Here is a 20,579-nt window from a genome sequence, read left to right on the forward strand (position 1 = left end):
CCCCCGTTTGTCTATCGCTTGGACTTAACGGTCAACTGGCCTTGGTTGATGGTCACTTCGCTGCCGCGCAGGGTGATCTCGGCACCGGCGCCGGTGGCGATGACCACCGCTTCCCGGGTGATGCGGATGTAGGCGCCGCCCTTGGCCTGCAGGAGGATCCCCTGCTCGGCACCGGCGGTGTCGTTGAGGACGATCTTGTGGGCGCCCGGAGTCTGTACGACCACGGGTTTGCTCGGCGCGCCGGCCTGGAGTTCGCGGCGGGCGTCGGGCGGCAGTTCGCCCGCGTCGCCGTACCAGCACCCGGTCCACACCGGGAAGCTGGGGTCGCCCTGCTCGAACTCCACCCAGACGCCGGCCCCGGGCGGCGGCACCACGAACTGCCCGGACTCGGGCCCGGTGAACGGCAGACAGGGCAGCGCCCAGGTGGACGGCTCGTCGCCGAGGACGTCCGGCACCTCGGCCGTGATCCGGCCGAGCCGCAACGGGTCGTCGTTGCTGACCACCCGGCCGCGGAACTTGCCGAGGTGGCGATTGCTGGGTGCCGCCATGGTCGGGGTGCTCTCCTGGTCGCTGGGTGGGGTGTGTCACGGCCGGACGGTGTCGCCGCGTGCTTCGAGGCCCTCCCGGGAGAGGGTGAAGTTCTGCTGGAAGGAGCCCGGACGGAGGTTGTGGGTGACGGACTTGACGTAGTAGTCGCCGTCGTAGGCCCGTCCGGCGCCGCGGACGCCGACGAGCCGGCGTGGCTGGAGGAGGTAGCCGTGCCGGTTGACGTCGAGCGAGCCGGAGCCGGAGATGACGTCGGCGGAGACGGCGGCGCGAGCGAGGAGTTCGGCCTCGGCCTGCTCGCGCTGCTGCTTGGCGGTGCCGGAGAGGGTCTTGCGTTTCAGCGCGGGGGTGGCCCGGCGGCCGAGCGGCGGGCGCAGGGGGCTGATCGGCGGCTGGGGCAGCAGGGTGGACTGGCGGGTGCCGGGGTCCTGCCAGCGTGCCTGCGGCTCCTCGCGGGCGGTGCCGTCGTAGGCGAAGGTCAGCTGGTCCACGGTGGACAGGGCGTCCATGTTGACGTTGAGGGCGTGCTGGCGCAGCCCGAGCCGTACCTCCGGGCCCCAACGCGCCGAGGACTGGCCAGGGTCGGGCCCGGGCTCCAGATAGAAGGTGTAGCCGTTGGCGCGGGCCAGTTCGGTGACGTACTGGAGGTCGGTGCCGGTCTGGTAGTGGACACGCAGGTCCTGGTGCGGGGGCTGGGGGATCTTCTCCTGGTAGACGTCGGGGCGGATGCCGTAGTCGGAGTACCGGCGCAGGATCGAAAGGACGCGCTGGGAGGGCGGCAGGTTGGGGTAGGGGGCGGTGCGTTCCTCCAGGTCCATGAGGAGTGTCAGGTCCTCGCCGGTGACGGTGAGGGTGGAGTGGCCGGGGAGGTTGCTGGCGCCGACCTCCTGGCGCACGATCAGCCCGTCGAAGAGGACCTCGGGGGTGCCGCGGACGCTGACGGTGAGGATGACGCGGGTCTTCGGGTCGAAGAAGCCCTCGGGGAGCAGCCGTTGGTTGAGCAGCCCGTTCTTCGTGAGGTCGAAGGCGAACTGGAAGCCGCTGCGCTCCCCCGCCGTGGCCGTGATCTGCGCGGACAGCAGCGCCTCGGCGACCTCCAGCGGGACCGGGCGGGCCAGTCTGGGCCCCATGAGGAGCTGCATGTGTACGGGGCCCTGCCCCACGGGCTGTTCAGACACGGCGCTCCCCGCGGGGGAACCCGCCGGCCGGCGGGATGCCGATGACCCGCCCGGGCTCGTCCGTCAGCTCCCTCGGGTCCAGGACCGGGTTGGCGTCGGCGATCCGCCACCACTGGCCGGGGTCACCGAGGAAGCGCTGGCCGAGCAGGTCGGGACGCTCCCCCGCCCCGACCACGTGCGGCTCGGTCTCCTCGTCCAGCGGCGGCAGCAACCGGCGCTTGGTGTAGCGCACTTCGGTTCCGTCGGCGCACTTGTGCACACCGATCTCGGCGTCGTGGTACCGGCTGGTGCGCGGGTAGGGATGGGCGCCCGGTATCGAGTCCAGGGCGCTCTCGTACGGCTCGATCTCCGCCATCTGCTCCTCAGCCCCTTCCGGTCACGAGGTCGGCGCCGCCGAGACCCAGCGCGCCGAGGCCGCCACCGCGCGCGGCGGCCGCGAGCCGTTCCTTCTGCGCCAGGTGCGCCATGTACAGATCCGCGCCCCGGTGGCCCGCCGGCAGATCGCTGACGGTCAGGATCTTCATCCCGATGCCGAGCGAGGCCCGGATCGGGTTGAGGTTCACGTCGAACGCCGACTCGTTGACGGACAGTTCGGTGAGCCGCACCGGCATGACCCGCTTGCTCCCCCAGGTGAACAGGGTCAGCGGCATCTCGATCGGACTGATCTCGATGCTGCCCTTCTGCGTCAGCCGGGTCGCGGCGCGCAGTTGCGCGGTGGTCGGCTGCACGAGCATCTCCAGAACGGCGAGCTGGGGGTGAATCCCGTCGGGCGCGGCGATCTCCAGCTGATCGGTCGCGTCGATCTCGGCGGTGAACTTCCACGTCTCCTGCGCGGGCCCCTTGAGCCTCAACGCCTCGTTCCGATCCCCACTGCCGGTCCCCCCACCCCCGGCGTCCCCGCTGTCCCCGGCGGACTGGGGCGCGATGCTGCGTTCCAGGGTGTCGGGGTTGAACTGGAGGACGATGACGCGCTGGGGGGTGCCGTGGTCGGGGTCGACGACGACGAGGCCGGAGCGGATGGGTTTGGGGATGTCGGCGTAGCGGGTCACGGCGATCAGCTCCCTGTGCCGCCGACGGCTGTCAGCACACGACCGGCGAAGTCTCGAACGGCACTGTCAGGGTCGGACGAGGCGAGTTCTGCAAGCACGTTCGTGAATTCTTGCCACTTCGTGTAGTACATCGCGCGAACCGCCGCGTTCCGCACCGTCGAAGCAGTGTGCTCCGACGCGGCGACGAAACCGGCATAAAATTTCTCGCTGAATTCAAGAGGCGCACCAAGCCCAGCCTTCAGCACAGCGAGCGCCCGCTCTTGATCATCGTCGGCACCGCTCATGCCCGACAGGAGTTCGGCATCGCCGTACACGTCGATCTCGGTGTGCACCATGGAGGTCAGCTGCTCCGCGAAATCCTTGCCCAGGCCACTCATCACCGATACGTACGAGATGCCCAGGGAATCGTCCCGGAAAAAGTTGAGCGTGGCACCGGGAGAGATCTGCCAGGCAACACGCCGTGGCACACCCCTGCTCTCGTCACCGGGCAAGTCCGCTACCGTCGGCCACCCCCTGCTCGCCGCCAGTGCCGCGACCGTTTCCTCGGCCTGGAACTGCCGCAATACATACCTTCTTGATCGCGAAACGCCAGCCGCCGAAAAATTCATAATCACTCCCTGTCAAACCTGCGGCTTCCACCACGGGAAGACACCTTGCAACCTGCTCTTGATCTTCTCACGAATCTCCTGGTACAGCTGTTCCTCGCTCAGGCCCGACCCGAAGTCGGTGTTCCTGTACACAGCCTCGAACCACTTCTCGATCAACTGCACTTCCCTATTCGCAAGATTGTTCGCGTCCTGCAGTTTCCTCAGCTCTGTCAAACCTGGGCGCTTTCGCTGCACCCGACTCCGGTTCTTCGGTCCGTCCTTTTCTTCGGTGAATCTCTCAAGGTACCCGCGAGCATCATTGAGGGCCGCATCGGGATGACTGTCGGCCATGCGCAGTTCGTCCTGCATCTGCTCGATCGCCCGATCCAGGGAACCCGGGTCACCTTCGAGGAAGTCCGGAAGTATCTTCGCTCCGGCCGGCGATCCCGCCGGAATCATGGGCTGCAAGGAGAAGGTGCGCTGGAGTCGGAGGATCTCGCGTCGCCGGTCGGGGTGCGGAACCTGGTTGTACAGATCGGCCAGGAGGACGCTGGTGACCATGTTTCCCGGATTGCGGTCCCTCTCGGCGAGGTAGGCGAGGGTGCCGACAAGTGAGATGTCCTCCGTTTCCTCGTATGGCAGCTGGTTTCGTCGATCAGAATGCCATCGAGCAAGGGCATCAGCGATCCCGCCGACGTTCTGGGAGCGCTGCAGGCGTTTAAGGATCTCACTGTACTTGGTCGAAGAATTCGGGTTGCGATCTCTCTCCTGATAGGTCTGCCCGTTGCGGAACTTTTGCAGGTAAGGACCGCTCGGCAGACGAGTCCGCCAGGTCTCGGCCCCACCCCAGTCCATGATCTGCGTGACCAGACCCGCGTTCTTCAGCTGCACATAAGCCGACGCAATATCCACTTGTTGCGGGATGCTCGCGCGCAATCGAGGATTGCGACCCGGAAGTTGTTCGCGCCTGGTGCCGATCTGCTGTCCGCCCATTCCAGTCGCCTGCAACTGTTGTGCCTGGCTCAGGATGTCTTCCTCAAGAATTCGGAGGTAAAGGAGGATGGGCTCCGAATTCAGCTCCCTGCCGCTGATGACGATCTTGCGTGGGTTCAGGACAGCGAGATCATCGAAGGAGGAAGCCCCCTCGACCGCGAGTTCTGTCAGCCGATACCAGATCCGCATTCCCGCCAAGGTGGACCGGTGCACGACACGGCCTACACCCCTCGAAAGCAGCCGCGACAGTGCAGGACGCATACGCGCGACAATCTCAGAAAGCCGCTTCTCCTTAGACTCCGAAGAACCCTCGTCCTTCTTGCGGCGGTCCTTCTTCTCCTGCTTCTCCTTGTGCGGGTCCTTGTCCTTCGGGCTGCGGCGGTCCTTCCCGGAACCCTCATGCGGGTTCTTCTTCTCGTGCCTGGGCTTCGCCGTGTCGCGGTCGCGGTCCTTGCTGTGCTTGTCCTTCGGTTTCCTGTCGCTACCGTCTCGCTCGGTCGGGCGGCCGGCCCGGTCACCGTCCTTGGCCTCCTTGGGCCTCGACGGGGCGTCCTTGTCGTCGTCCTTGTGCTTGGGCTTCTTCGGATCGTCGTCCTTGGTCCTGTTCGGCTCCGTGTCTTCGCCCTTGGGCTTCTTCGGACCACTGCCGTCGTCTTTGGGCCTGGAGTCCCTGTCCCCGTCCTTCGGGGCGGCGGCATCCTTGTCGGCCTTCGGCTTGCCCGCCTGCTCAGGCTCGGTCTTCGGCTTCGGCCGCGGTTCCGGCTTCGGTTTCGGTTTGGCGGGCGGGGTGGGCTTGGTGTCCGGTTTTTCGGTCGGGTCCTTCGGGCGGCCGTTCCTGTCCTTGGGCGTCGACTCGGCGCCGGTGGGCTTCTTCGGCTTGCCCTCGTCGGTCCGGGGCGTCTTCGGGTCCGCGTCGGGCTTCCGGTCGGTGGCCTCCTCGTCCTTGGGCTTCTTCGGGCCCCGGCCCTCCGTGTCCTCGCCGCCCGTACGCCGACGTCCCCCCGGCTTGCCGAACTTGTCCTTGGTGAGTTTGGCCGCGACGCCTCGCAGGCGGCGGCCGACCTTGGCGACGTACTTGCCGATCTGGTTGAGGAGGGCCTGGTACAGGACCTCCAGGAGGGCGACGACACCCGCGGCGACGGCCTTGGCGAAGAGGATGCCGGCGCCGCCCATGCGCACGGCCCTGAGCCAGGTGAGGACCGCGTCGAGGGAACTGAGGATGGCGCTCAGGGCGCCCCAGGCCGTGCGGATCGCGTCGATGACCGCCATCACCCAGCCCGCGCCGGGGATGAGTTTCGCGACGACCTTCGTGATCACCAACTCGCCGATGATGAGCGGCAGTTGAGGGACGACCGCGTCCCAGGCCTCCTTGACGATCTGAGCCAGGGAGAAACCGCCCTTGATCAGCTTGTCGATGATCGCCTTCGGGACGCCGATGATCTCCTGGATCTTCTCCTGGAACCATGCCTTGACGGCCGTGGACACCTCACGGAAGAGGTGGTTCTTCGCGCCGTCCACCGCGGAGTTCTTCGCACCGCCGAGCCAGCCACCCGGGTCGGAGAGGAAGTCGACCGCGATCATCATCCAGGCGCCCAGCGCGCCCAGGAGCTTCGAGGCGAACTCCAGGACCGACTTCACCGCCTCGACGACCGCCTTGACCGCCGCCTGGAGTGCCTTCTTCAGGATGTCGAGGAGGCCGCCGAGCAGCTTGCCGATGGCGTCGAGGAGGTCGGAGACGGCCTGCTTCAGCGCCTGGGCGAGGCGGTTGACCAGGGCGATCGCCGCCGCGATCAGGTTGGTGACGAACCTGCGGATCTTCGCGGCGAGTTCGATCACCGCGCGCACCATCGCCACCGCGAACTCGATCAGGTCCTTGATGAGGTTCTTGATCGCATCGACGATGTTCTTGCGGGCCTCGTTGATCCAGCGCTCGACCGTGTCCTTGAAGTTCTTGATGAAGCCGACGACCGCGTCGCGGGCCGCCCGGATGACCCGGACGATCGCGTTCTTGATCTCGATGACCTTCTGCTTGATCCAGTCGAAGGCCTTGCTGACCCAGTTGCCCGATTCCTGGACGGCGCCGTCACGCTTCCGGGCCGCGTCGCGTTCGGCCTTGTCGCTCTCGTCCTGGATCTTCTTGTCGCTGCCCTCCTTCTCCTTGCCGACGTCGTCGTCGGTCTTCTTCTCCTTCTCCTCGACGTCCTTGCGTACCTTGTCGTGCCGCTCGCTCTTCTTGTCGCCCAGGGAGTCGAGCTGCTCGTCCTGGTCCTTGCGCCAGCCCTCGCGCTGGGCGGTGACCTCGCCCATCGCCTTCTCGCGCTCCCCGGCCTGCGCCTTGGTGTTCGCAGCGATCTCGGCGTCGACCTGCCGCCGATGCCGGTCCTGCGCGTCGCGGGTGTCGCGGTCCTTGGCCCGCCGGCCTTCGGACATGCTCTTCGCGCCGTCGGTGAACGCCGTCTGGAACTGCGGGCCCCGGTCGTGCTCCGCCACCTCGGAGGCCGCCTCCGGGGGGACGGCACCGGTCGCCCCGCCGCCGTCGGTCGCCGTACTTCGACCGCCCTGTGCGCCGGGCACCTTGGCGGTCATCTTCTCCTTGGGCGCGTCCGGATAGACCTGGTCCTCGCCCATCCGCCGTCCGGCGTCGTCCCGGGCGGTGCCGATCGTCTCCTGGCCCTTGGCGTCGACATGGCCGTCCTGCTCGCCGGCCGTCCGCTCCGCCGCGCCCTTCATGTCGACGCCCGGCGCGTCGCCCGCCCGGGCCTGCTTGAGGGCGTCGTCCTTCGTCGGCAGCCCCGCGAACTTCGCGGCCAGCGCCTGAGGGTCCACCACCGGCTTGTCGGCGCCGAAGAGGCTCGCGACGCCGTTCACGATCTTGCCGCCGATGAAGCCGAGGGCCATCTTGAAGGTGTCCCAGCCGCCGGGCTCCTCGGCCTTCTCCGCCTCGATCCGGCCCTCGGGCTTCTTGGCGCCGGTCACCTCGGCGTCCTGCTGCTCGGGCGCCTGGGCTTCCTGGGGCTTGTCCTGGGAGTACTCCGCCGGGGCGTCCGTCCTCGGCTTGCCCCGCAGCGTCTGCGGGGCGCCTGCCGGGCGCTGCATCGAGGGCGGCGCGGCGGCGAGGGCCTTGTGCTCGTCACCGACGGAGCGGTCCACCGCGCCACCGACGCCACCCATGGCCTGAAGTGCCTTGTGCGGCTTGAGCTTCGAGGCCGTCGCCAGGCCCGCCTCCGGGGACACCCCGGAGAGGTCGGGGGCCGGGGCGCTGTCCTTCTTGCCCCTGGGCCGCGCCGGGGTGGCTCCCCCGCCGCCTCCGCCGCCCGGGGTGGCTCCCCCGACAGCCGCCTTCGTGGCCGGCGCGGACCGCGGCGCGGTCTCCGGCGCGGCGGGCGATTCCGCGGCCGTCCTCGCGGGAGCCGGTGCGGGCTTCGCGGTGGCGGGCGCGGGCTGCGGCTCCCGCGCCGCCGTCGCGGTGCGGGGCTGCGGTGTCGTACGCGTCTCGCGGGCCGGCGCCCCGTCAGCCCCGGATTCATGCGGCACGGCGGACGTGCCCGGTGCCGTGGGACCGGCCGCGGCGGACGCGTCCGGCACCGGCTCCGGGGTTCCGGCGCCCTGCGCGCCCGCCGACTGGGGTCCGGCGGTCACCGACGGGCCGGCGGCCGCATCCCGGGCTTCGGTGTCCCTCTGCGCCGACTGACCGCCGGTCGCCTTCGGAGACTCCTTCTCCTGGCCACCAGGGCCCTTGTCGCCCGCGGCGGCGGTGCCCTTCTCCTCCTTCGCGGCCGTCTCCCCCGCCGCGCCGCCGCCCTCGGCGGTCCCCTCGGCCCGGCCCGGCGCCTGCTGCACTGTGGTCTGCGCGGCGACCGGGCCCGCCTTGGGGTCGTCCCCGCTCTTGGGGTCACGGGTGCCGGGGGCGGGCGGGACCGTTGCCGCCTGTTCCGGCTCGGGTCCGACCGGCCCCGCGCCGCCGTCCGGGCCGCCCCCGGTCTCCGGCACGGACGCGCCCGGCTCCTCCGCCGCGTCGGCCCCGGCCGTGTCCTCCTCCGGGCCGGCCGCCGCGTCCTCCGCGTCCTCCGCGTCCCGCTCGGCCTGTACTTGGTCCGCCCTGGTCGGCGGTGGGGCGGGGAAGGACGGGACCGACGACGCCGACGCCCCGGGGTCGAACGTGTCCGCGGTCGGTACGGCGGACACGTCGGGGTCCTGCGTCGGCAAGAAGTCCTCGGGCCGGAGTTTGACGTCCCAGGCGCTCTGCTCCCCGCCCCCGACGTCGACCTCCGACTCGCCGCCGGAGCCGAAGAGGTCCTCGTCCGTCGTCTCCTCGGGGCCGTCGACGTCCTGGTTGCGCCTGCCCTCCAGAGTGCTGAACGGTCCCGGGAGCCGGGTGTCCGGGCCGGCGGCCGTCGGCGAGCCGGAGGGCTTCTCCTGGCCGCCCTTGTCCTGCTGCCGCAGCTGCTGTCCGGCGACGGCGGCCTCGGCCGCGCCCGGCCGGTGCCGCGCCGCGGACTCCTCCTCGCTCGGTGCCGGGGTCCGCGTCTCCTCGGTCCGCTCCCGGCCGCCCTCACCCGCCTCCCCGCTCTGCGCCCGGCCGCCCTTGCCCGCGTCCGCGCCCTGTTCCTGCCCCGCCGCCGTCGTCTCCGTGTCGCTTCGCCGTGCGCCGGCCGGCGCCGCCCCGGCGGGGGCGGACGGCGCGGACTGTTCCTGGCCGGCGGGGGCCGTCGCCGTGCCCGCCGTCGGTGCCGGGCCCCGCGCGGGTCCCGGTGCCCCCGGCGTCTTCTCCCGCGCCCCGTGCGGCGCGCCTCCGCCCTGCGGGGTGCTCCCGTGCCCGGCCGTGCCGCCGTTCGGCGGGGTGCTGCCGGCCGCGCCCTGGTCGGCGGCCCCTTCCTTCTCGGGTCCCGGCGCGATGCCCGGCCGTGCCGCCTCGGCCCGCCGCTGTTCCTGTGACCGCAGCGCCTGCTCGCGCTCGGTGCGCACCTGTTCGGCCGCGTCCGGCTCGATCTCGGGCGCGTCATGCGCGTTGACTTCCAGGTCCTGGGCGTGCTCGTCGTACGCCCCGGCCTCCTCGACGAGGTCGAGCACCCGGTCGTGCTCCGGGGCGAGCAGCCGGTTCTCCAGGCGGACCAGAACGCCGTCGAGCAACTCCTCCGGCAACCGGGCGAGTTGCTTGCGAGTGCGGCCGGAAAGGTCCTCCGGGTCGCCCCGCAGGGACCGTACGACCGAGTTGACGAGCCGGTCGAGCAGGGTCGCCGGGTCCACCGCCTCCGCACGGCTGCGCTCCGCGTCCACCGTCGCATACCGCAGCCACCCCGGCGTGGACCGGTTCTCCGTCACCTCGGGCGCCGGTGCGTCGGTCGAGGGGCGGACCAGATCCTGAGCGGCGGATTCGGCCTCGCGTTCGATGGATTGCTGAGGGAGGCTGACCGCGCCCGGTTCGCGGCCCGCTCGCAGGGTGCCGAGGCCGTGCGGGTTCTGGACGGTGTGCAGCAGTTCGTGGGCGAGCAGGCGGCGGCCCTCGTCGGTGCCGGGCCGGAAGGCGCCCGAGCGGAAGAGGATGTCCTGGCCGACGGCCACGGCGTCGGCGCCGAGCAGTTCGGTGAGGCGGTCGGCGTCGCGGTCGGTGTGCAGGCGGACGCGGCTCAGGTCGTGACCGAGCTGGTCCTCCAACTCGCGGCGGACGGCCAGGTCGAGGGGCTGTCCGGCGCCGCTGACGATGTTCTTCGGTTCGGGGGTGCGGGATGCGGCGGCGCGTTCCCTGCGCTTGCGGCGGCGCTGTTCGGCCGTCTGCCGGTCGGCCGCGTCCTGGGCCCTGGCGGTCATGGGGTCACCTCCCCGTGTCCGCTGAGCCCTTCGTGGACCGCGCGGGCCAGTTCCTGGCCGAGGCGGCGGGCCGACAGTCCGGCACGCAGCGGCGGCAGGCCAGTGAGCGCTTCCAGGGTCAGGGCGCCGTTCTCCGCCAGCGGCACGCCGTGCTGCCGTACCAGACGGGCGAGTTCGTGTTCGAACGCGGCCGAGACGCGGGCCGGGTCGGCGTGGAAGCCGTCGAGGACCAGTTCGCCGATCTCCACACGGATCGCCGGGGGCCGCCTGTTCACACCCATCCGCGCACCTCCGCGGGGGTCAGTGAGCGCTCCAGCTTGAGGTATTCGGTGCGGGCGGCGGCGAGCATGTGCCGCATCTGCAGCCGGTCGCCCTCCTCGGCGGCGAGGAACGCCCCGGACAGGGCGATGTTGCGGATGGAGCCGCCGGCGACGGTGAGCCGGGCCAGCAGGTCCGGGTCGATGTCCTTGAGCGGGGCCTGCGGTGGCAGCACCCGGCGCCAGATCTCGGCGCGTTCGTGCTCGGCCGGGAAGGGGAAGTCGACCACGAAGCGGATGCGGCGAAGGAAGGCCGTGTCGAGGGCCTGCTTCATGTTGGTGGTGAGGATGGCGAGGCCCCGGTAGGCCTCCATCCGCATCAGCAGGTAGCTGACCTCCAGGTTGGCGTACCGGTCGTGGCTGTCCTTGACCTCGCTGCGCTTGCCGAACAGGGCGTCGGCCTCGTCGAACAGCAGGAGCGCGCCGCCGCGTTCGGCGGTGTCGAAGACGCGGCGCAGGTTCTTCTCGGTCTCGCCGATGTACTTGCTGACCACCTGGGAGAGGTCCACGACGAACAGGTCCAGGCCGAGTTCGTCGGCCATCACCTCGGCGGCGAGGGTCTTGCCCGTGCCGGAGCCGCCGGCGAACAGCGCGGTGACGCCGAGCCCCCGGCGCAGGGTCGCGGCGAATCCCCATTCCTGGTGGACAGTCGGCCGCTGCCGCACATGCGCGACGATCTCGCGGAGCACGGCGGTCTGCCGGTCGTGCAGCACGAGGTCGTGCCAGCCGGCCCGGGGTTCTATCCGGCGGCCCAGTTCGTCCATGCCGACACGGGCCTCCTCCAGCCCGGCCCGCCAGGCGAGTTCGGCGGCGTCGGCCTCGTCCTCGTGGGGCAGTCGGCGGCTCACGGCGGCCGCGGCGGAGCGGACGACGTGCGGCGGCAGCCGGAACTGGGCGACGAGGGAGCGCAGTTCACCGTCGGCGAGATCGGCGACGTCCGTGAACGCGTCGGCCCAGACGGCCAGTTGTTCGTCGTCGTCCAGGCGCGGTACGGCCACCCGGGTGCCGTGCGGGCGCCCGGTGGGCAGCGGGTCCTCGCTGGAGACGACGACGGGGACGGCGGCCCCGGCGAGGAACGCCTCGGTGGCGGCGCGCTGGTCGCGGTCCAGGTCGCCGGCCTCCACCAGCAGCGCGGCGGGCAGCAGGATCGCCTCCCGCTGCCACAGCCGGGCCAGGCGGTCGCGCTCGGCGGGGTCGGTCGGCAGGTCCTCGGCGCTCATGGTGTACAGCCGCAGTCCGCAGCGGGCGGCCGCGGTGGCCGCGAGCTCGGCGCGGCTGCGCTGGTCGCCGCCGGTCACCTCGACCACGGGTGGCGCGCCGGGGCCCCGGCCGTCCTCCCGCCAGCCTTCGGCGAGCCGGTTCGCGGCCAGGTCGTACGAGGGCGGGAGCGTGTCCGGTGGGGTGGTGCGGCGCAGGCGGCCGTGCAGCCGGGCGTCGAGATAGGGCGAGTCGAGCAGGAAGTGCAGGACGCGTTCGTCCAGCCGGAGCCGGGAGACGGTCAGCCGGGTCTCGTCCTCCAGTTCCACGATCCGCCAGCGGCGCAGCGGGGCCACGGGGGTGAGGGCGCTCCAGTGCGGTTCGCCGAGGGCGGCCAGGGCGAGGGAGAAGGTGGGGTACGCGCGCCGGGGGTCGCCCGCGGCCGCGGCGCACCGGGCGGCCGTGGTGGGGTCGAGTTCGTCGGCGGCGGTGAGCAGGACGAGGTCGCGTTCGAAGGGGGTGAGTCCGAAGAGGGCGACGAGGGCGTCGAGCGGGGTGGTGCGGGCCGGTGCGGGGGTGAGGGCGGTGGCGGGGCCGTTCCGCGCCGCGGTGGGCCGGCCCTGGCCGGTGCGGGCGGCGTGCGCGTCGACGCGGGCGAGGACGCGCCGGATTCCGGCGGTCAGTGCGGAGTCGTCGCCCCCGGTCCCCGGCTGCTCGTCCTTCTCCATGTGTTCACCCGCCCCCGTCGTGTCGCCCATCGGCGTGTCAGTTGTCGTCGTCGGTGTGCTCGGTGCCGTCCGCGTCGCGGTTCGTCCTGCGCGCGGGTGGCTGCGCCGCCTTGGCCGCTCGGGACGTGCTCTTGCGGGCGCGCGCCGGTGCCTTGGCGAGGGCTTTCGCGGGGGCCTTGGCCGGGGCCTTCGCCGGGCGCTCGGCAGCGGACTCGGCAGACGCCTTGGTCTGCTGCGCCGGCGCGGGGTCCGCCGCTCCGGCCCCGTCCCGCCTGGGGGCCCCTTCCGTCCCCGGCCCCGGGGGGACCGGCGCGCCGAACGGCAGCACACGTACCTCCGGCCGCTCGACCGGCCTGGCCGGTGTCGGCGTCTGGCGGCCGTCGATGAGGACCAGGGAGGCCTGGTAGACGACGGAGAGGGCGTAGGGGGTCTGGTAGAGCATCCCCCACAGCTTCGACGTCTCGTCGATGTCCATCACGTTCGGTGTGAACCGCACCCGCTGGGCCGACTCCGCGAGGTTGCTGCCCGCCAAGTAGGGCTTCTCGCCCGCGAGTTCGATGACGTCCTTGGGCAGGACCGGGATCTCGTGCAGGGTGCGCACGACCGAGCCGAGGAGGCGCTGCCCGACCAGTTCGGTCTCGTCGCCGTACGCGCTGATCACGTAGTTGAGGTCGAGCGCCGCGCTCGCCCGGCGCACCAGCGTGCCGTCGGGGGCGCGGGTGGGCAGGTCGTCGTTGCGCCGCGAGGAGTTCGGGGTCACCTGGTAGAGGAAGACGGAGATGGTGGGTTCGGCGGGCGGTTCGGCGGGCGGCTTGCGCGGCTCCACCTTCACCGCCATGTCGATCTCCGGCTGGAGGTGGGATTCGATCAGCAGGGCGAGGGCCTGGCTGACGTGGGCGATGGCGAGTGCGTTGCTCATGGCCTCAGTTCCCCGTCCCCTGCGTCGTCGTGCGGCTCACTCGCGCCCCCGTGCCAGGTAGTCCGCCAGGCTGAGGGTCGTCCCCGCGCGCTCGGCGGGGCGGGCACCCTGCCGTGTCCCCGGTGCGGGCGGCTGGGCGGCCGTCACTTCGAGCCGGCCGATCCGCACCTGCACCACCTGCTCGGGCGCCCGGCCGGCCCGGCGCCCGGCGGACTGCGCCACGGCGGTCCGGGCCGCCGTGGTGTCCGCGGCGCCGGGGCGCGCTGCCGCGGGCGCGACGGCGGCGGGAGCGGTGCCCGTCCCCAGGGGGGTGGGGGCGGACGCCGCGGCCGGGTCGGCGGCCGTGCTCGGGTCCGGTCGCCCGGTGCCGCGTGCGGGGCCGCGGGGCGCCGGGGGCGGTGCGGCCGTCAACGGTGCGGCGGGGCGCAGCAGTTGTGCTTCGGGCAGGGCGGGCGGGGCGGTCCTCGCCGGTTCCGCCTCGGCGGAGGGCGGGGCGGTGCGGACGACGGTCCGCTCGCGCGACGTGTGGTGGTGGACCTCGGTGACGGGCCGCCGCGGGTCGTCCCGGTCGGCGGCGGCCTCGCGGGCGGCGGGCGGCCGGGCCGCGGCCTCGTCGGTTTCCGGCACCGCACCGCGCGCCCTGACCGCCTCGACGCGTTCGAAAGGGCCGGGCAGCCGCGGCCGTACCCGGACCGTGTCCGGTGCGGTGGCGGTGTGCCGGGCGATCAGCCGGTCGAGGAAGTCGGGGGCCCGGGAGGGGTCGGTCACGGAGGAGTCAGACATCCGCACACAGCTCCAGGTAGTAACGGCGGCGCAGCGGGCTCAGCGCCAGGATCTCCGGCTCGCTCCAGCCGTAGGCGGTGGCGAGCAGATGGACGTCGAGGAGCATGTCCCGGGCCCAGGCGTCGAGTTCGGTCCACAGGTAGGAGGCGATGTCCAGCTCGGCGCGGGTGGCGGTGCCGCACTCGGGGCAGCCGACGTTGAGCGTCACGTCGGCGCCGGGGTCGGCGGCCTGCGCGGCCTCGGCGATCCGCCGCTGTACCGGTGCGGGGAGGGCGTCGGCGGTGCGGGGCGTCCCGTCGTGGGTCGCCGAGACCAGGCAGCGGGCGAGCAGCGCGGCGCGCGGGTCGGCGGCACGGGCCGCGGCCGTGAGGTCGGCCGCGGCGGGCAGCCGGAAGGCGATGTCCCAGCCGCCCTCCGTCAGCCGCACGACGTGCCGTGCGGGCCGGTCGAGGGACCGGGCGAACTCCCCCGCGTCCAGTTCGAACTCCATGTCCGCGCCGCACGCGTGGCAGTCCAGCCGCACCTGCATCCGCTCCCCGAACAGGGCGCGGCGCAGGGCGAGCAGGTCGCCCTCGCGCTCACCGAGCGGTACGGCGGGCAGCGCCGTGGCGTCGAGGTCCGGGCGCGCCGTGCCGTGCAGCAGCAGGGCGCGCCCGGCGGGCGCCTCGGCGAGGCCCGCCTCCCAGGTGGCCAGCAGCACGGCCGCCCCGGTGTTCGCCATGTGTTCCCCCCGGTTCCTCTCACCTCACCGCGCGTCGCTCAGGCCGGGTTGAGGAAGGAGGGTTCCTCGGGCTCGGGTACTTCGTAGTCCCGTTCCCAGCCCTCGCATTCGAGCTTCAGCGACTGGATGGCCACGGCGTTGGCGTTGGCGTCGAGTTCGCCGAGGACCTGGTACTCGCTGGGCCAGGTCCGGTACAGCTTGTGCGAGACGGCGACCTGGCCGGCCTCGTTGAGGACCTGGATGACGATGTCCTTGCGGAAGTCGGCGAGGGAGACCTCGGCGCCGAGGCCCGCGCCGACCTGCCAGACCTTGTTGGCCCAGCGGTCGAACTCGGGGTCGTGGGTGACGCCCCGTTCCAGCGTGATGCCGTCGAACTCGGAGCGCCCCGGCGACTTGCGCGGGGAACTGGGGTCGCCGCCGTGGCGGTGCTTGACGACCTCGGTGGTGCGCTTGAGCGGGCTGATCTTGCTGATGCCGGCGACCGTACGACCGTCCCACAGGACCAGGAACTTGAAGTTCTTGTAGGGGTCGAAACGATGGGCGTTGACGGTGAACTCTGCCATCGGATTCCTTCGGCTCTCCAGGATTCCCGCGGGACTACAGCTCGAACTGGCCGGACGTCTGCTGGATCTTCACGATCACGAACTCGGCGGGCCGCACCGGTGCGATGCCGACCAGGACGTTCACGATGCCGTTCGCGATGTCCTCGTCGGTGGTGGTGTCGCTGTCGCACTTGACGAAGTAGGCCTCGCGCGGGGTGCCGCCCTTGAAGGCGCCCTGCCGGAAGAGGGTGTGCAGGTACGAGGAGGCGGCCAGCCTGATCTGCTGCCACAGGTTCTCGTCGTTGGGTTCGAACACCACCCATTGCAGGCCGCGTTGGAGGCTCTCCTCGACGTGCAGGGCGAGCCGTCGTACGGGCACGTACTTCCACTCGCCGTCCAGCGCGTCGGTGCCCTCCAGGGTGCGGGCGCCCCAGACGGTCGGACCGGTCAGCGGGAACGTGCGCAGGCAGTTGACGCCGAGCGGGTTGAGCAGTCCGGTCTCCCGGTCGGTCAGGTCAACGGTGAGGGAGTGCACGCCGGCGAGCCGGGCCTCGGTGCCGGCGGGCGCCTTCCACACGCCGCGCTCGGCGTCGGTGCGCGCGATGACGCCGGCGACCGCGCCGCAGGCCGGGAAGGCGCGCAGCCGTCCGGTGAGCGGGTCGGTCAGTTGGAGGTGCGGGAAGTACAGGCCGGCGTGGTTGCCGCGCACCGCGTCGAAGGCGGCGACGCCGGCGCGGGCCGTGTCGACGCTGACCCAGGTGGACGGGGCGTCGACGAGCAGGAAGATCCGCCGCTCCTCGCACAGCCGCTGCGCGGCGGAGACGACCGTGACGGCGTCCTCGGTCTTCTCGTACGCGGCGAGTTCGGGCAGCGCGAGGAGGTTGACGTCGGCTGCCTGGCGCAGCGCCTGGATGCCGGTCTTGGCGGCCTCGGAGCCGATCAGGTCGCGGGGTCCGGGTGCCTCGCCGTCCTCGCCGCCGGCCAGCGGGAAGACGGGCGGGTTGACCGAGGCTTCCAGGCCGAGGTCGTTGGCGCACTCGCCGACGAAGCGGACGACGTCCTCGGGGTCGGTGGAGCCTGCGACGACCTGGAGGCGGCGGCCGAACGCGGTGACCTCGGTGCCGGCGAAGGCGTGCTTGCCGGGTGCGTCGGGCAGGGCGCGCAGCTTGCGTTCGAGCAGCAGCGCCAGCTCGGCGACCGAGCACGGTGCCTCGCCGTCGCTCTCGGGGTCGTAGAGGGTGCACTCGCGCTCCACGTCGCCGATCTTGACGGTGAGGTCGACGGCGAGGTCGGGCAGCCGGTGGCCGAACGGTTTGGAGACGGTGCCGGACGGGTCGGGGCGGCCCTCGCCGACCGCGTCGACGCGGATCAGCCGGGAGCCGGCGTTGACGACGGTGGGGGCGTGGCGGTCGCTGGCCGGGTCCATGGACAGGCCGGTGAAGCTCTCGCGGGCCGCGCCCCGGGCGTCGTGGACGCGCAGGTTGAAGGTGTCGTCGGGGCAGGGGGTGTCGTGGTCGACGGCCACGCGCAGGCCGTTGCCCCACACGCCGGGCTCCTTGGCGCGCACCTCCAGGACGTCGCTGTCGCTGTGCCCCTCGGTGGACTTCAGGGTGACGCGGGCGGCCTTGCCGCTGCCGGCCTTGGTGACCCGGACGACGACGGCGACGGTGCCGCCGTTGCCGAAGAACTGGTGGACCGCGTAGCCGACCGCGCTGCGCGCGCCGAGGCCGCCGAATCGGCGTTCGAACTCCGCGAAGCTGGTGACGCGCACCGGCTCGTTGAGCGGACCGCGCCGGGTGTGGCCGACGAAAGCGGTCACCGACGTGGTCAGGGTCGAGATGGTGCGGGTGCTGCTGGGAAGCTCTTCGACGTAGACGCCGGGATACGTCGGCTTGGCGGCGCTCACCGAGCTCATCGGCTTTCCCCCTCCTGTCCCTGTCTCGGGCACCGGACAATGGCACCAAGAGGCAGGCGGCAAAGAGACAGGTTCCGGTTCGGCGCGGCGGACGACCCCACGCAACCGGCCGGTCAACGCTGGACGTGCACCCGCATCAGATTCCCCCGCCAGTTCCCGGTCGGCGGTCGGCCGGCCGGGGCAAGCAACGCTTGTGACTCCTGATGCTCGTAGACGAACCCACCTTGAGGCATGGGGAGTTGGGCCAGCAAGCCGCGTTCCGGCCACCCCAAAGGAAGGTTTCGTGAAGGTAAATGCCAGGTATTATCGCATCCCGCACGCATGTCACCGACAACAGGCCCGAAGGATCTTCACAGGAAATGCCGAGGGAATGTGACGGTTCAATTCCGGCACATTTTGGATCACCTACGAGCGTCCGGAATTCGACTTCGCTCACATTCGTGGTGGCGGATTCCGGTGTTTATGGTCCGCGTGCAGGGCGGGGCGACCCCACGTCACTCAGGCATGCCGTCCCCACCGCCCCCGGTGGACGACCTCCGCCGCGTCGCGTCGGCGTTCTTCGATGCCGGGGCTCTGCGGGGGCAGTTCGTCGGCCCGGTAGCCGACCGTGATGGCGCCGATGGGGTCGTACTCGTCGGGGATGCCGAACTCGGTGCGGAACGGTGGGAGATGCTCGGGCATGATGCCGAAGAAGCAGGCTCCCAGGCCCTCGTCGACGGCCGTCAGCAGCATCAGCAGGGAGGCCATCCCGGTGTCGATGTACCAGTACGGCGCGGGCCAGCGGGCCTCGTCGCGGTCCACCCAGCCCTTGCCGGGTTCGGCGTAGCGGTCGAGGTAGGCCGCCTTGTGGGCCAGGGGGACCACGACCAGCGGGGCGTCCTGCATGGTCGGCGTCTTCTCGACCCGGGTGGGGACGAACGGCCAGAAGCGGGCCCGGTCGGCGGGGTCGGTCAGGGCGAGGAAGGCCCAGCCCTGCGAGAAGCCGGCCGAGGGAGCGCGCAGGGCGGAGGCGAGGACGCGCTCGACCACCTCGGGGGCCAGCGGTTTGTCGGAATAGTGCCGGACCATGCGCCTGCGGCGGACCACCTCGGAGAATTCCATGGCGCGAGATCCTGCCACGCGCGCCTCGGGCGGCACAGTGGTTCCATCCGGCCGCCCGCCCGGCTCAGAACAGCAGGACCACCTTGCCCGCCAGGCCGCCCGCCTCGAAGTGCTCGTGGGCCGCGCGCACCTCGGTGACCGGGTAGTGCGCGGCCACCCGTACCCGCAGCCGCCCGGCGTCGACCAGAGCGGCCAGTTCCGCCAGGTCCTTCCCGCTCTCCTGGACGTAGCTCTTGGCGGCACCGGGCACGTCCGGCAGCGGCTCGTCGGCGATCGAGACGTACCGGCCGCCGTCCGCGAGCGCGGCGGACACGTCGACACCCGCGGTGTCGAGCACCGCGTCGTACGCCCCCCGGGGCAGTTCCGCGGCCGAGCACGTCACCTCCGAGGCGCCGAACTCCCTTACGATTTCGATGTGTTCGGGGCGGGATACCAGTGCGTCGACCGTCACGCCGGTCCGCCGGGCCAGCTGGACCGAAAGGCCGCCCACCGCGCCCGCGGCCCCGGTCACCAGCAGGCGGGCGCGGTCTTCCAGGCGCAGCGCGGCGAGCGCCTGCACCGCCGTGGTCCCGGCGAGCGGCAGCGTCGCGGCCTCGGGCAGGGTGAGCGTCGCGGGGGCGTGGGCCAGCAGCCGCTCCGGCAGCCGGACCAGCTCGGCCCAGGTGCCCAGGCCGGTGGCCAGCTGCGCGGACATGGCGATCACCCGGTCGCCGACCGCGAACCGCGCCGAGTCGCTCGCGACGACGATGCCGGCCAGGTCCCAGCCCAGGGTCGCGGGCAGGGCGGGGCCCACGTCCCAGGCCCGGGTCTTCCAGTCCACCGGGTTCAGGCTGCTCGCGACCGTCCGCACCAGCACCTCGCCCGCGTCCGGCGCCGGGTCGGCCACCTCCCGCACGGTGAGCACCTCGGGACCACCGTGGACATCGATCTGTACCGCGCGCATGACGACAACTCCTCGTGTTCCAGGCCGGATCACCGGCCGCGGTGACCGTTCGGCCACGGCTCGGAGTTCACGCTAAAGTCTGACACCGGTGTGAGAGTCAAGCCGTGGAGGCCGTCATGCGCATCGGTGAGATGGTGCGGCGCACCGGGGTCGCCGAGCGGCTGCTGCGCTACTACGAGGAGCAGGGCCTGCTGGCACCGGAGCGCCTGCCCAGCGGTTACCGCGTCTACGACGAGCAGGACGTCGAGACGGTCCGCCGGATCCGTACGCTGCTCGCCGCCGGGCTCACCACGGACACCATCGCGCGGGTGCTGCCGTGCGTCCGCGACGAGGGCGAGCGGCTGGTGCCGGTCTGCGCCGACCTGGTCGCGGAGCTGCGCCGGGAGCGTGAGCGGATCACCCGTGCCATCGACGACCTCCAGGCGTCGCGCGGCATGCTGGACACCGTCATCGAAGCCGGTCCGCGGTCGGCTCCGGCGGGCGCCCCGGCGGCCCGCGCGGGCGGCCGGCCGGACTGACCCGGCGGCCGGACCGACGCGCCGCCGCCCGGGCTACCCGCCCGTACAATTCGATCCCGGACGATCGCGGGCCGTACGGGCCGCGGTCCAGACGACGAGGTGAGGGGGCGCCCGTGCCCAGCCAGCGGTCCATCGGCGAGGCGGAGAAGCTCGCGGAGGCGAAGCTCGGCGGCATCTCCCTGCGCCGGGAGCAGATGGCCGCCGTGGCCAACATCTACCGTGCCGCGTCGGCCGTCCGCCAGCACCTGGAGAACTCGGTGCTGCGCGGCTCCGACCTGACCTGGACCGCCTTCGTGGTGCTGTGGGTCGTGTGGGTGTGGGGCGAGTCGGAGACCCGGCACGTGGCCGAGGAGGCGGGGATCTCCAAGGGCACCCTGACCGGGGTGTCCCGGACGCTGGAGTCGCGGGGCCTGCTGCGGCGCACCGGCCACCCCACGGACGGCCGGCTCGTCCTGCTGGCCCTCACCGAGGCGGGCGAGGACTTCATGCGCCGGGTCTTCCCCGCGTTCAACGAGGAGGAGGCCTTCGTCACCGCCCGCCTCAGCGACGAGGAGTGCCGTGACCTCGCCAGCGTTCTGCGCCGTGTGGTGCTCCAGGTCGAGGAGGAGGGCGAGGAGCGGCGCAGGTCGCTGCTGAACGGCGAGGAACCGACTCCGCGCCGCAGCGGGCGGCGGGCCCGGAAGTAGCTCCCGCGCCACGACGGCGGCGGGCCCGGAAGCAGCCCCACGCCACAA

General features: G+C 72.0%; 17 protein-coding genes. 2 read left to right on the top strand and 15 right to left on the bottom strand.

Features of this window, described 5'->3' with window-relative positions:
• Nucleotides 1-11: 11 nt before the first annotated feature.
• From BLW85_RS03130 to BLW85_RS03200, 15 genes are all read right to left on the bottom strand, one after another.
• A complete protein-coding gene (locus BLW85_RS03130) occupies nt 12-548 on the bottom strand; it encodes a phage baseplate assembly protein V (protein ID WP_074990478.1) in 537 nt (178 codons plus the stop codon).
• 36 nt (nt 549-584) lie between these two features.
• Nucleotides 585-1,724 carry a hypothetical protein gene (locus BLW85_RS03135; RefSeq protein ID WP_070029412.1) on the bottom strand — a complete coding sequence of 380 codons (1,140 nt, stop codon included), beginning with the start codon at nt 1,722-1,724 and terminating at the stop codon, nt 585-587.
• Complete coding sequence (locus BLW85_RS03140; RefSeq protein ID WP_074990481.1) at nt 1,717-2,079, bottom strand: LysM peptidoglycan-binding domain-containing protein; 363 nt, start codon at nt 2,077-2,079, stop codon at nt 1,717-1,719. The genes BLW85_RS03135 and BLW85_RS03140 overlap by 8 nt, the downstream gene beginning before the upstream one ends.
• 7 nt (nt 2,080-2,086) lie before the next feature.
• Entirely contained in the window at nt 2,087-2,773 is a 687-nt protein-coding gene (locus tag BLW85_RS03145; RefSeq protein ID WP_070029414.1) for a hypothetical protein, read from the bottom strand.
• A gap of 5 nt (nt 2,774-2,778) precedes the next feature.
• Nucleotides 2,779-3,336, bottom strand: a complete 558-nt coding sequence (locus BLW85_RS03150; RefSeq protein WP_074990483.1) for a hypothetical protein — start codon at nt 3,334-3,336, stop codon at nt 2,779-2,781.
• A gap of 57 nt (nt 3,337-3,393) precedes the next feature.
• Nucleotides 3,394-10,161, bottom strand: coding sequence for an eCIS core domain-containing protein (locus BLW85_RS03155; protein WP_074990485.1), 6,768 nt, complete (start codon nt 10,159-10,161; stop codon nt 3,394-3,396).
• The gene (locus BLW85_RS03160; RefSeq protein ID WP_074990487.1) at nt 10,158-10,442 is read right to left on the bottom strand and encodes a hypothetical protein; all 285 of its coding nucleotides are present in this window, start codon (nt 10,440-10,442) and stop codon (nt 10,158-10,160) included. Before BLW85_RS03160 ends, BLW85_RS03155 begins: the two co-directional genes overlap by 4 nt.
• On the bottom strand, nt 10,433-12,403 hold the full coding sequence (locus tag BLW85_RS03165) for an ATP-binding protein (RefSeq protein ID WP_074995950.1): 1,971 nt from the start codon (nt 12,401-12,403) through the stop codon (nt 10,433-10,435). The genes BLW85_RS03160 and BLW85_RS03165 overlap by 10 nt, the downstream gene beginning before the upstream one ends.
• A gap of 37 nt (nt 12,404-12,440) precedes the next feature.
• Nucleotides 12,441-13,322: a Pvc16 family protein gene (locus BLW85_RS03170; RefSeq protein WP_074990489.1), complete on the bottom strand. Its 882-nt coding sequence runs from the start codon at nt 13,320-13,322 to the stop codon at nt 12,441-12,443.
• A 36-nt stretch (nt 13,323-13,358) separates the two neighbouring features.
• Complete coding sequence (locus BLW85_RS03175; RefSeq protein ID WP_074990491.1) at nt 13,359-14,105, bottom strand: hypothetical protein; 747 nt, start codon at nt 14,103-14,105, stop codon at nt 13,359-13,361.
• Complete coding sequence (locus BLW85_RS03180; RefSeq protein WP_074990493.1) at nt 14,098-14,826, bottom strand: T4 family baseplate hub assembly chaperone; 729 nt, start codon at nt 14,824-14,826, stop codon at nt 14,098-14,100. Before BLW85_RS03180 ends, BLW85_RS03175 begins: the two co-directional genes overlap by 8 nt.
• 38 nt (nt 14,827-14,864) lie before the next feature.
• Nucleotides 14,865-15,389 carry a phage tail protein gene (locus BLW85_RS03185; protein ID WP_070029421.1) on the bottom strand — a complete coding sequence of 175 codons (525 nt, stop codon included), beginning with the start codon at nt 15,387-15,389 and terminating at the stop codon, nt 14,865-14,867.
• A gap of 34 nt (nt 15,390-15,423) precedes the next feature.
• Nucleotides 15,424-17,283 (bottom strand): phage tail sheath subtilisin-like domain-containing protein, encoded by a 1,860-nt coding sequence (locus BLW85_RS03190; RefSeq protein ID WP_074990495.1) that lies wholly within the window; start codon nt 17,281-17,283, stop codon nt 15,424-15,426.
• Between the two features lie 498 nt (nt 17,284-17,781).
• Nucleotides 17,782-18,384 carry a nitroreductase family protein gene (locus BLW85_RS03195; protein ID WP_070029423.1) on the bottom strand — a complete coding sequence of 201 codons (603 nt, stop codon included), beginning with the start codon at nt 18,382-18,384 and terminating at the stop codon, nt 17,782-17,784.
• A 64-nt stretch (nt 18,385-18,448) separates the two neighbouring features.
• Nucleotides 18,449-19,327 carry an NADP-dependent oxidoreductase gene (locus BLW85_RS03200; RefSeq protein ID WP_074990497.1) on the bottom strand — a complete coding sequence of 293 codons (879 nt, stop codon included), beginning with the start codon at nt 19,325-19,327 and terminating at the stop codon, nt 18,449-18,451.
• A gap of 116 nt (nt 19,328-19,443) precedes the next feature.
• On the opposite strand from BLW85_RS03200, the gene BLW85_RS03205 reads away from it, so the two are divergent.
• Complete coding sequence (locus tag BLW85_RS03205) at nt 19,444-19,845, top strand: MerR family transcriptional regulator (RefSeq protein WP_074990499.1); 402 nt, start codon at nt 19,444-19,446, stop codon at nt 19,843-19,845.
• Nucleotides 19,846-19,958: 113 nt separating this feature from the next.
• Nucleotides 19,959-20,531, top strand: a complete 573-nt coding sequence (locus BLW85_RS03210; RefSeq protein ID WP_070029425.1) for a MarR family winged helix-turn-helix transcriptional regulator — start codon at nt 19,959-19,961, stop codon at nt 20,529-20,531.
• Nucleotides 20,532-20,579 lie beyond the last annotated feature (48 nt).

It is taken from the genome of Streptomyces misionensis (genome assembly GCF_900104815.1).
Taxonomy (GTDB): Bacteria; Actinomycetota; Actinomycetes; order Streptomycetales; family Streptomycetaceae; genus Streptomyces; species Streptomyces misionensis.

Coding starts and splice junctions, on each gene's coding strand:
- BLW85_RS03180 (WP_074990493.1), bottom strand. CDS start 14,826: ATGGCGAACACCGGGGCGGCCGTGCTGCTGGCCACCTGGGAGGCGGGC.
- BLW85_RS03190 (WP_074990495.1), bottom strand. CDS start 17,283: ATGAGCTCGGTGAGCGCCGCCAAGCCGACGTATCCCGGCGTCTACGTC.
- BLW85_RS03175 (WP_074990491.1), bottom strand. CDS start 14,105: ATGTCTGACTCCTCCGTGACCGACCCCTCCCGGGCCCCCGACTTCCTC.
- BLW85_RS03195 (WP_070029423.1), bottom strand. CDS start 18,384: ATGGAATTCTCCGAGGTGGTCCGCCGCAGGCGCATGGTCCGGCACTAT.
- BLW85_RS03155 (WP_074990485.1), bottom strand. CDS start 10,161: ATGACCGCCAGGGCCCAGGACGCGGCCGACCGGCAGACGGCCGAACAG.
- BLW85_RS03140 (WP_074990481.1), bottom strand. CDS start 2,079: ATGGCGGAGATCGAGCCGTACGAGAGCGCCCTGGACTCGATACCGGGC.
- BLW85_RS03130 (WP_074990478.1), bottom strand. CDS start 548: ATGGCGGCACCCAGCAATCGCCACCTCGGCAAGTTCCGCGGCCGGGTG.
- BLW85_RS03165 (WP_074995950.1), bottom strand. CDS start 12,403: ATGGAGAAGGACGAGCAGCCGGGGACCGGGGGCGACGACTCCGCACTG.
- BLW85_RS03200 (WP_074990497.1), bottom strand. CDS start 19,327: ATGCGCGCGGTACAGATCGATGTCCACGGTGGTCCCGAGGTGCTCACC.
- BLW85_RS03170 (WP_074990489.1), bottom strand. CDS start 13,322: ATGAGCAACGCACTCGCCATCGCCCACGTCAGCCAGGCCCTCGCCCTG.
- BLW85_RS03185 (WP_070029421.1), bottom strand. CDS start 15,389: ATGGCAGAGTTCACCGTCAACGCCCATCGTTTCGACCCCTACAAGAAC.
- BLW85_RS03205 (WP_074990499.1), top strand. CDS start 19,444: ATGCGCATCGGTGAGATGGTGCGGCGCACCGGGGTCGCCGAGCGGCTG.
- BLW85_RS03160 (WP_074990487.1), bottom strand. CDS start 10,442: ATGGGTGTGAACAGGCGGCCCCCGGCGATCCGTGTGGAGATCGGCGAA.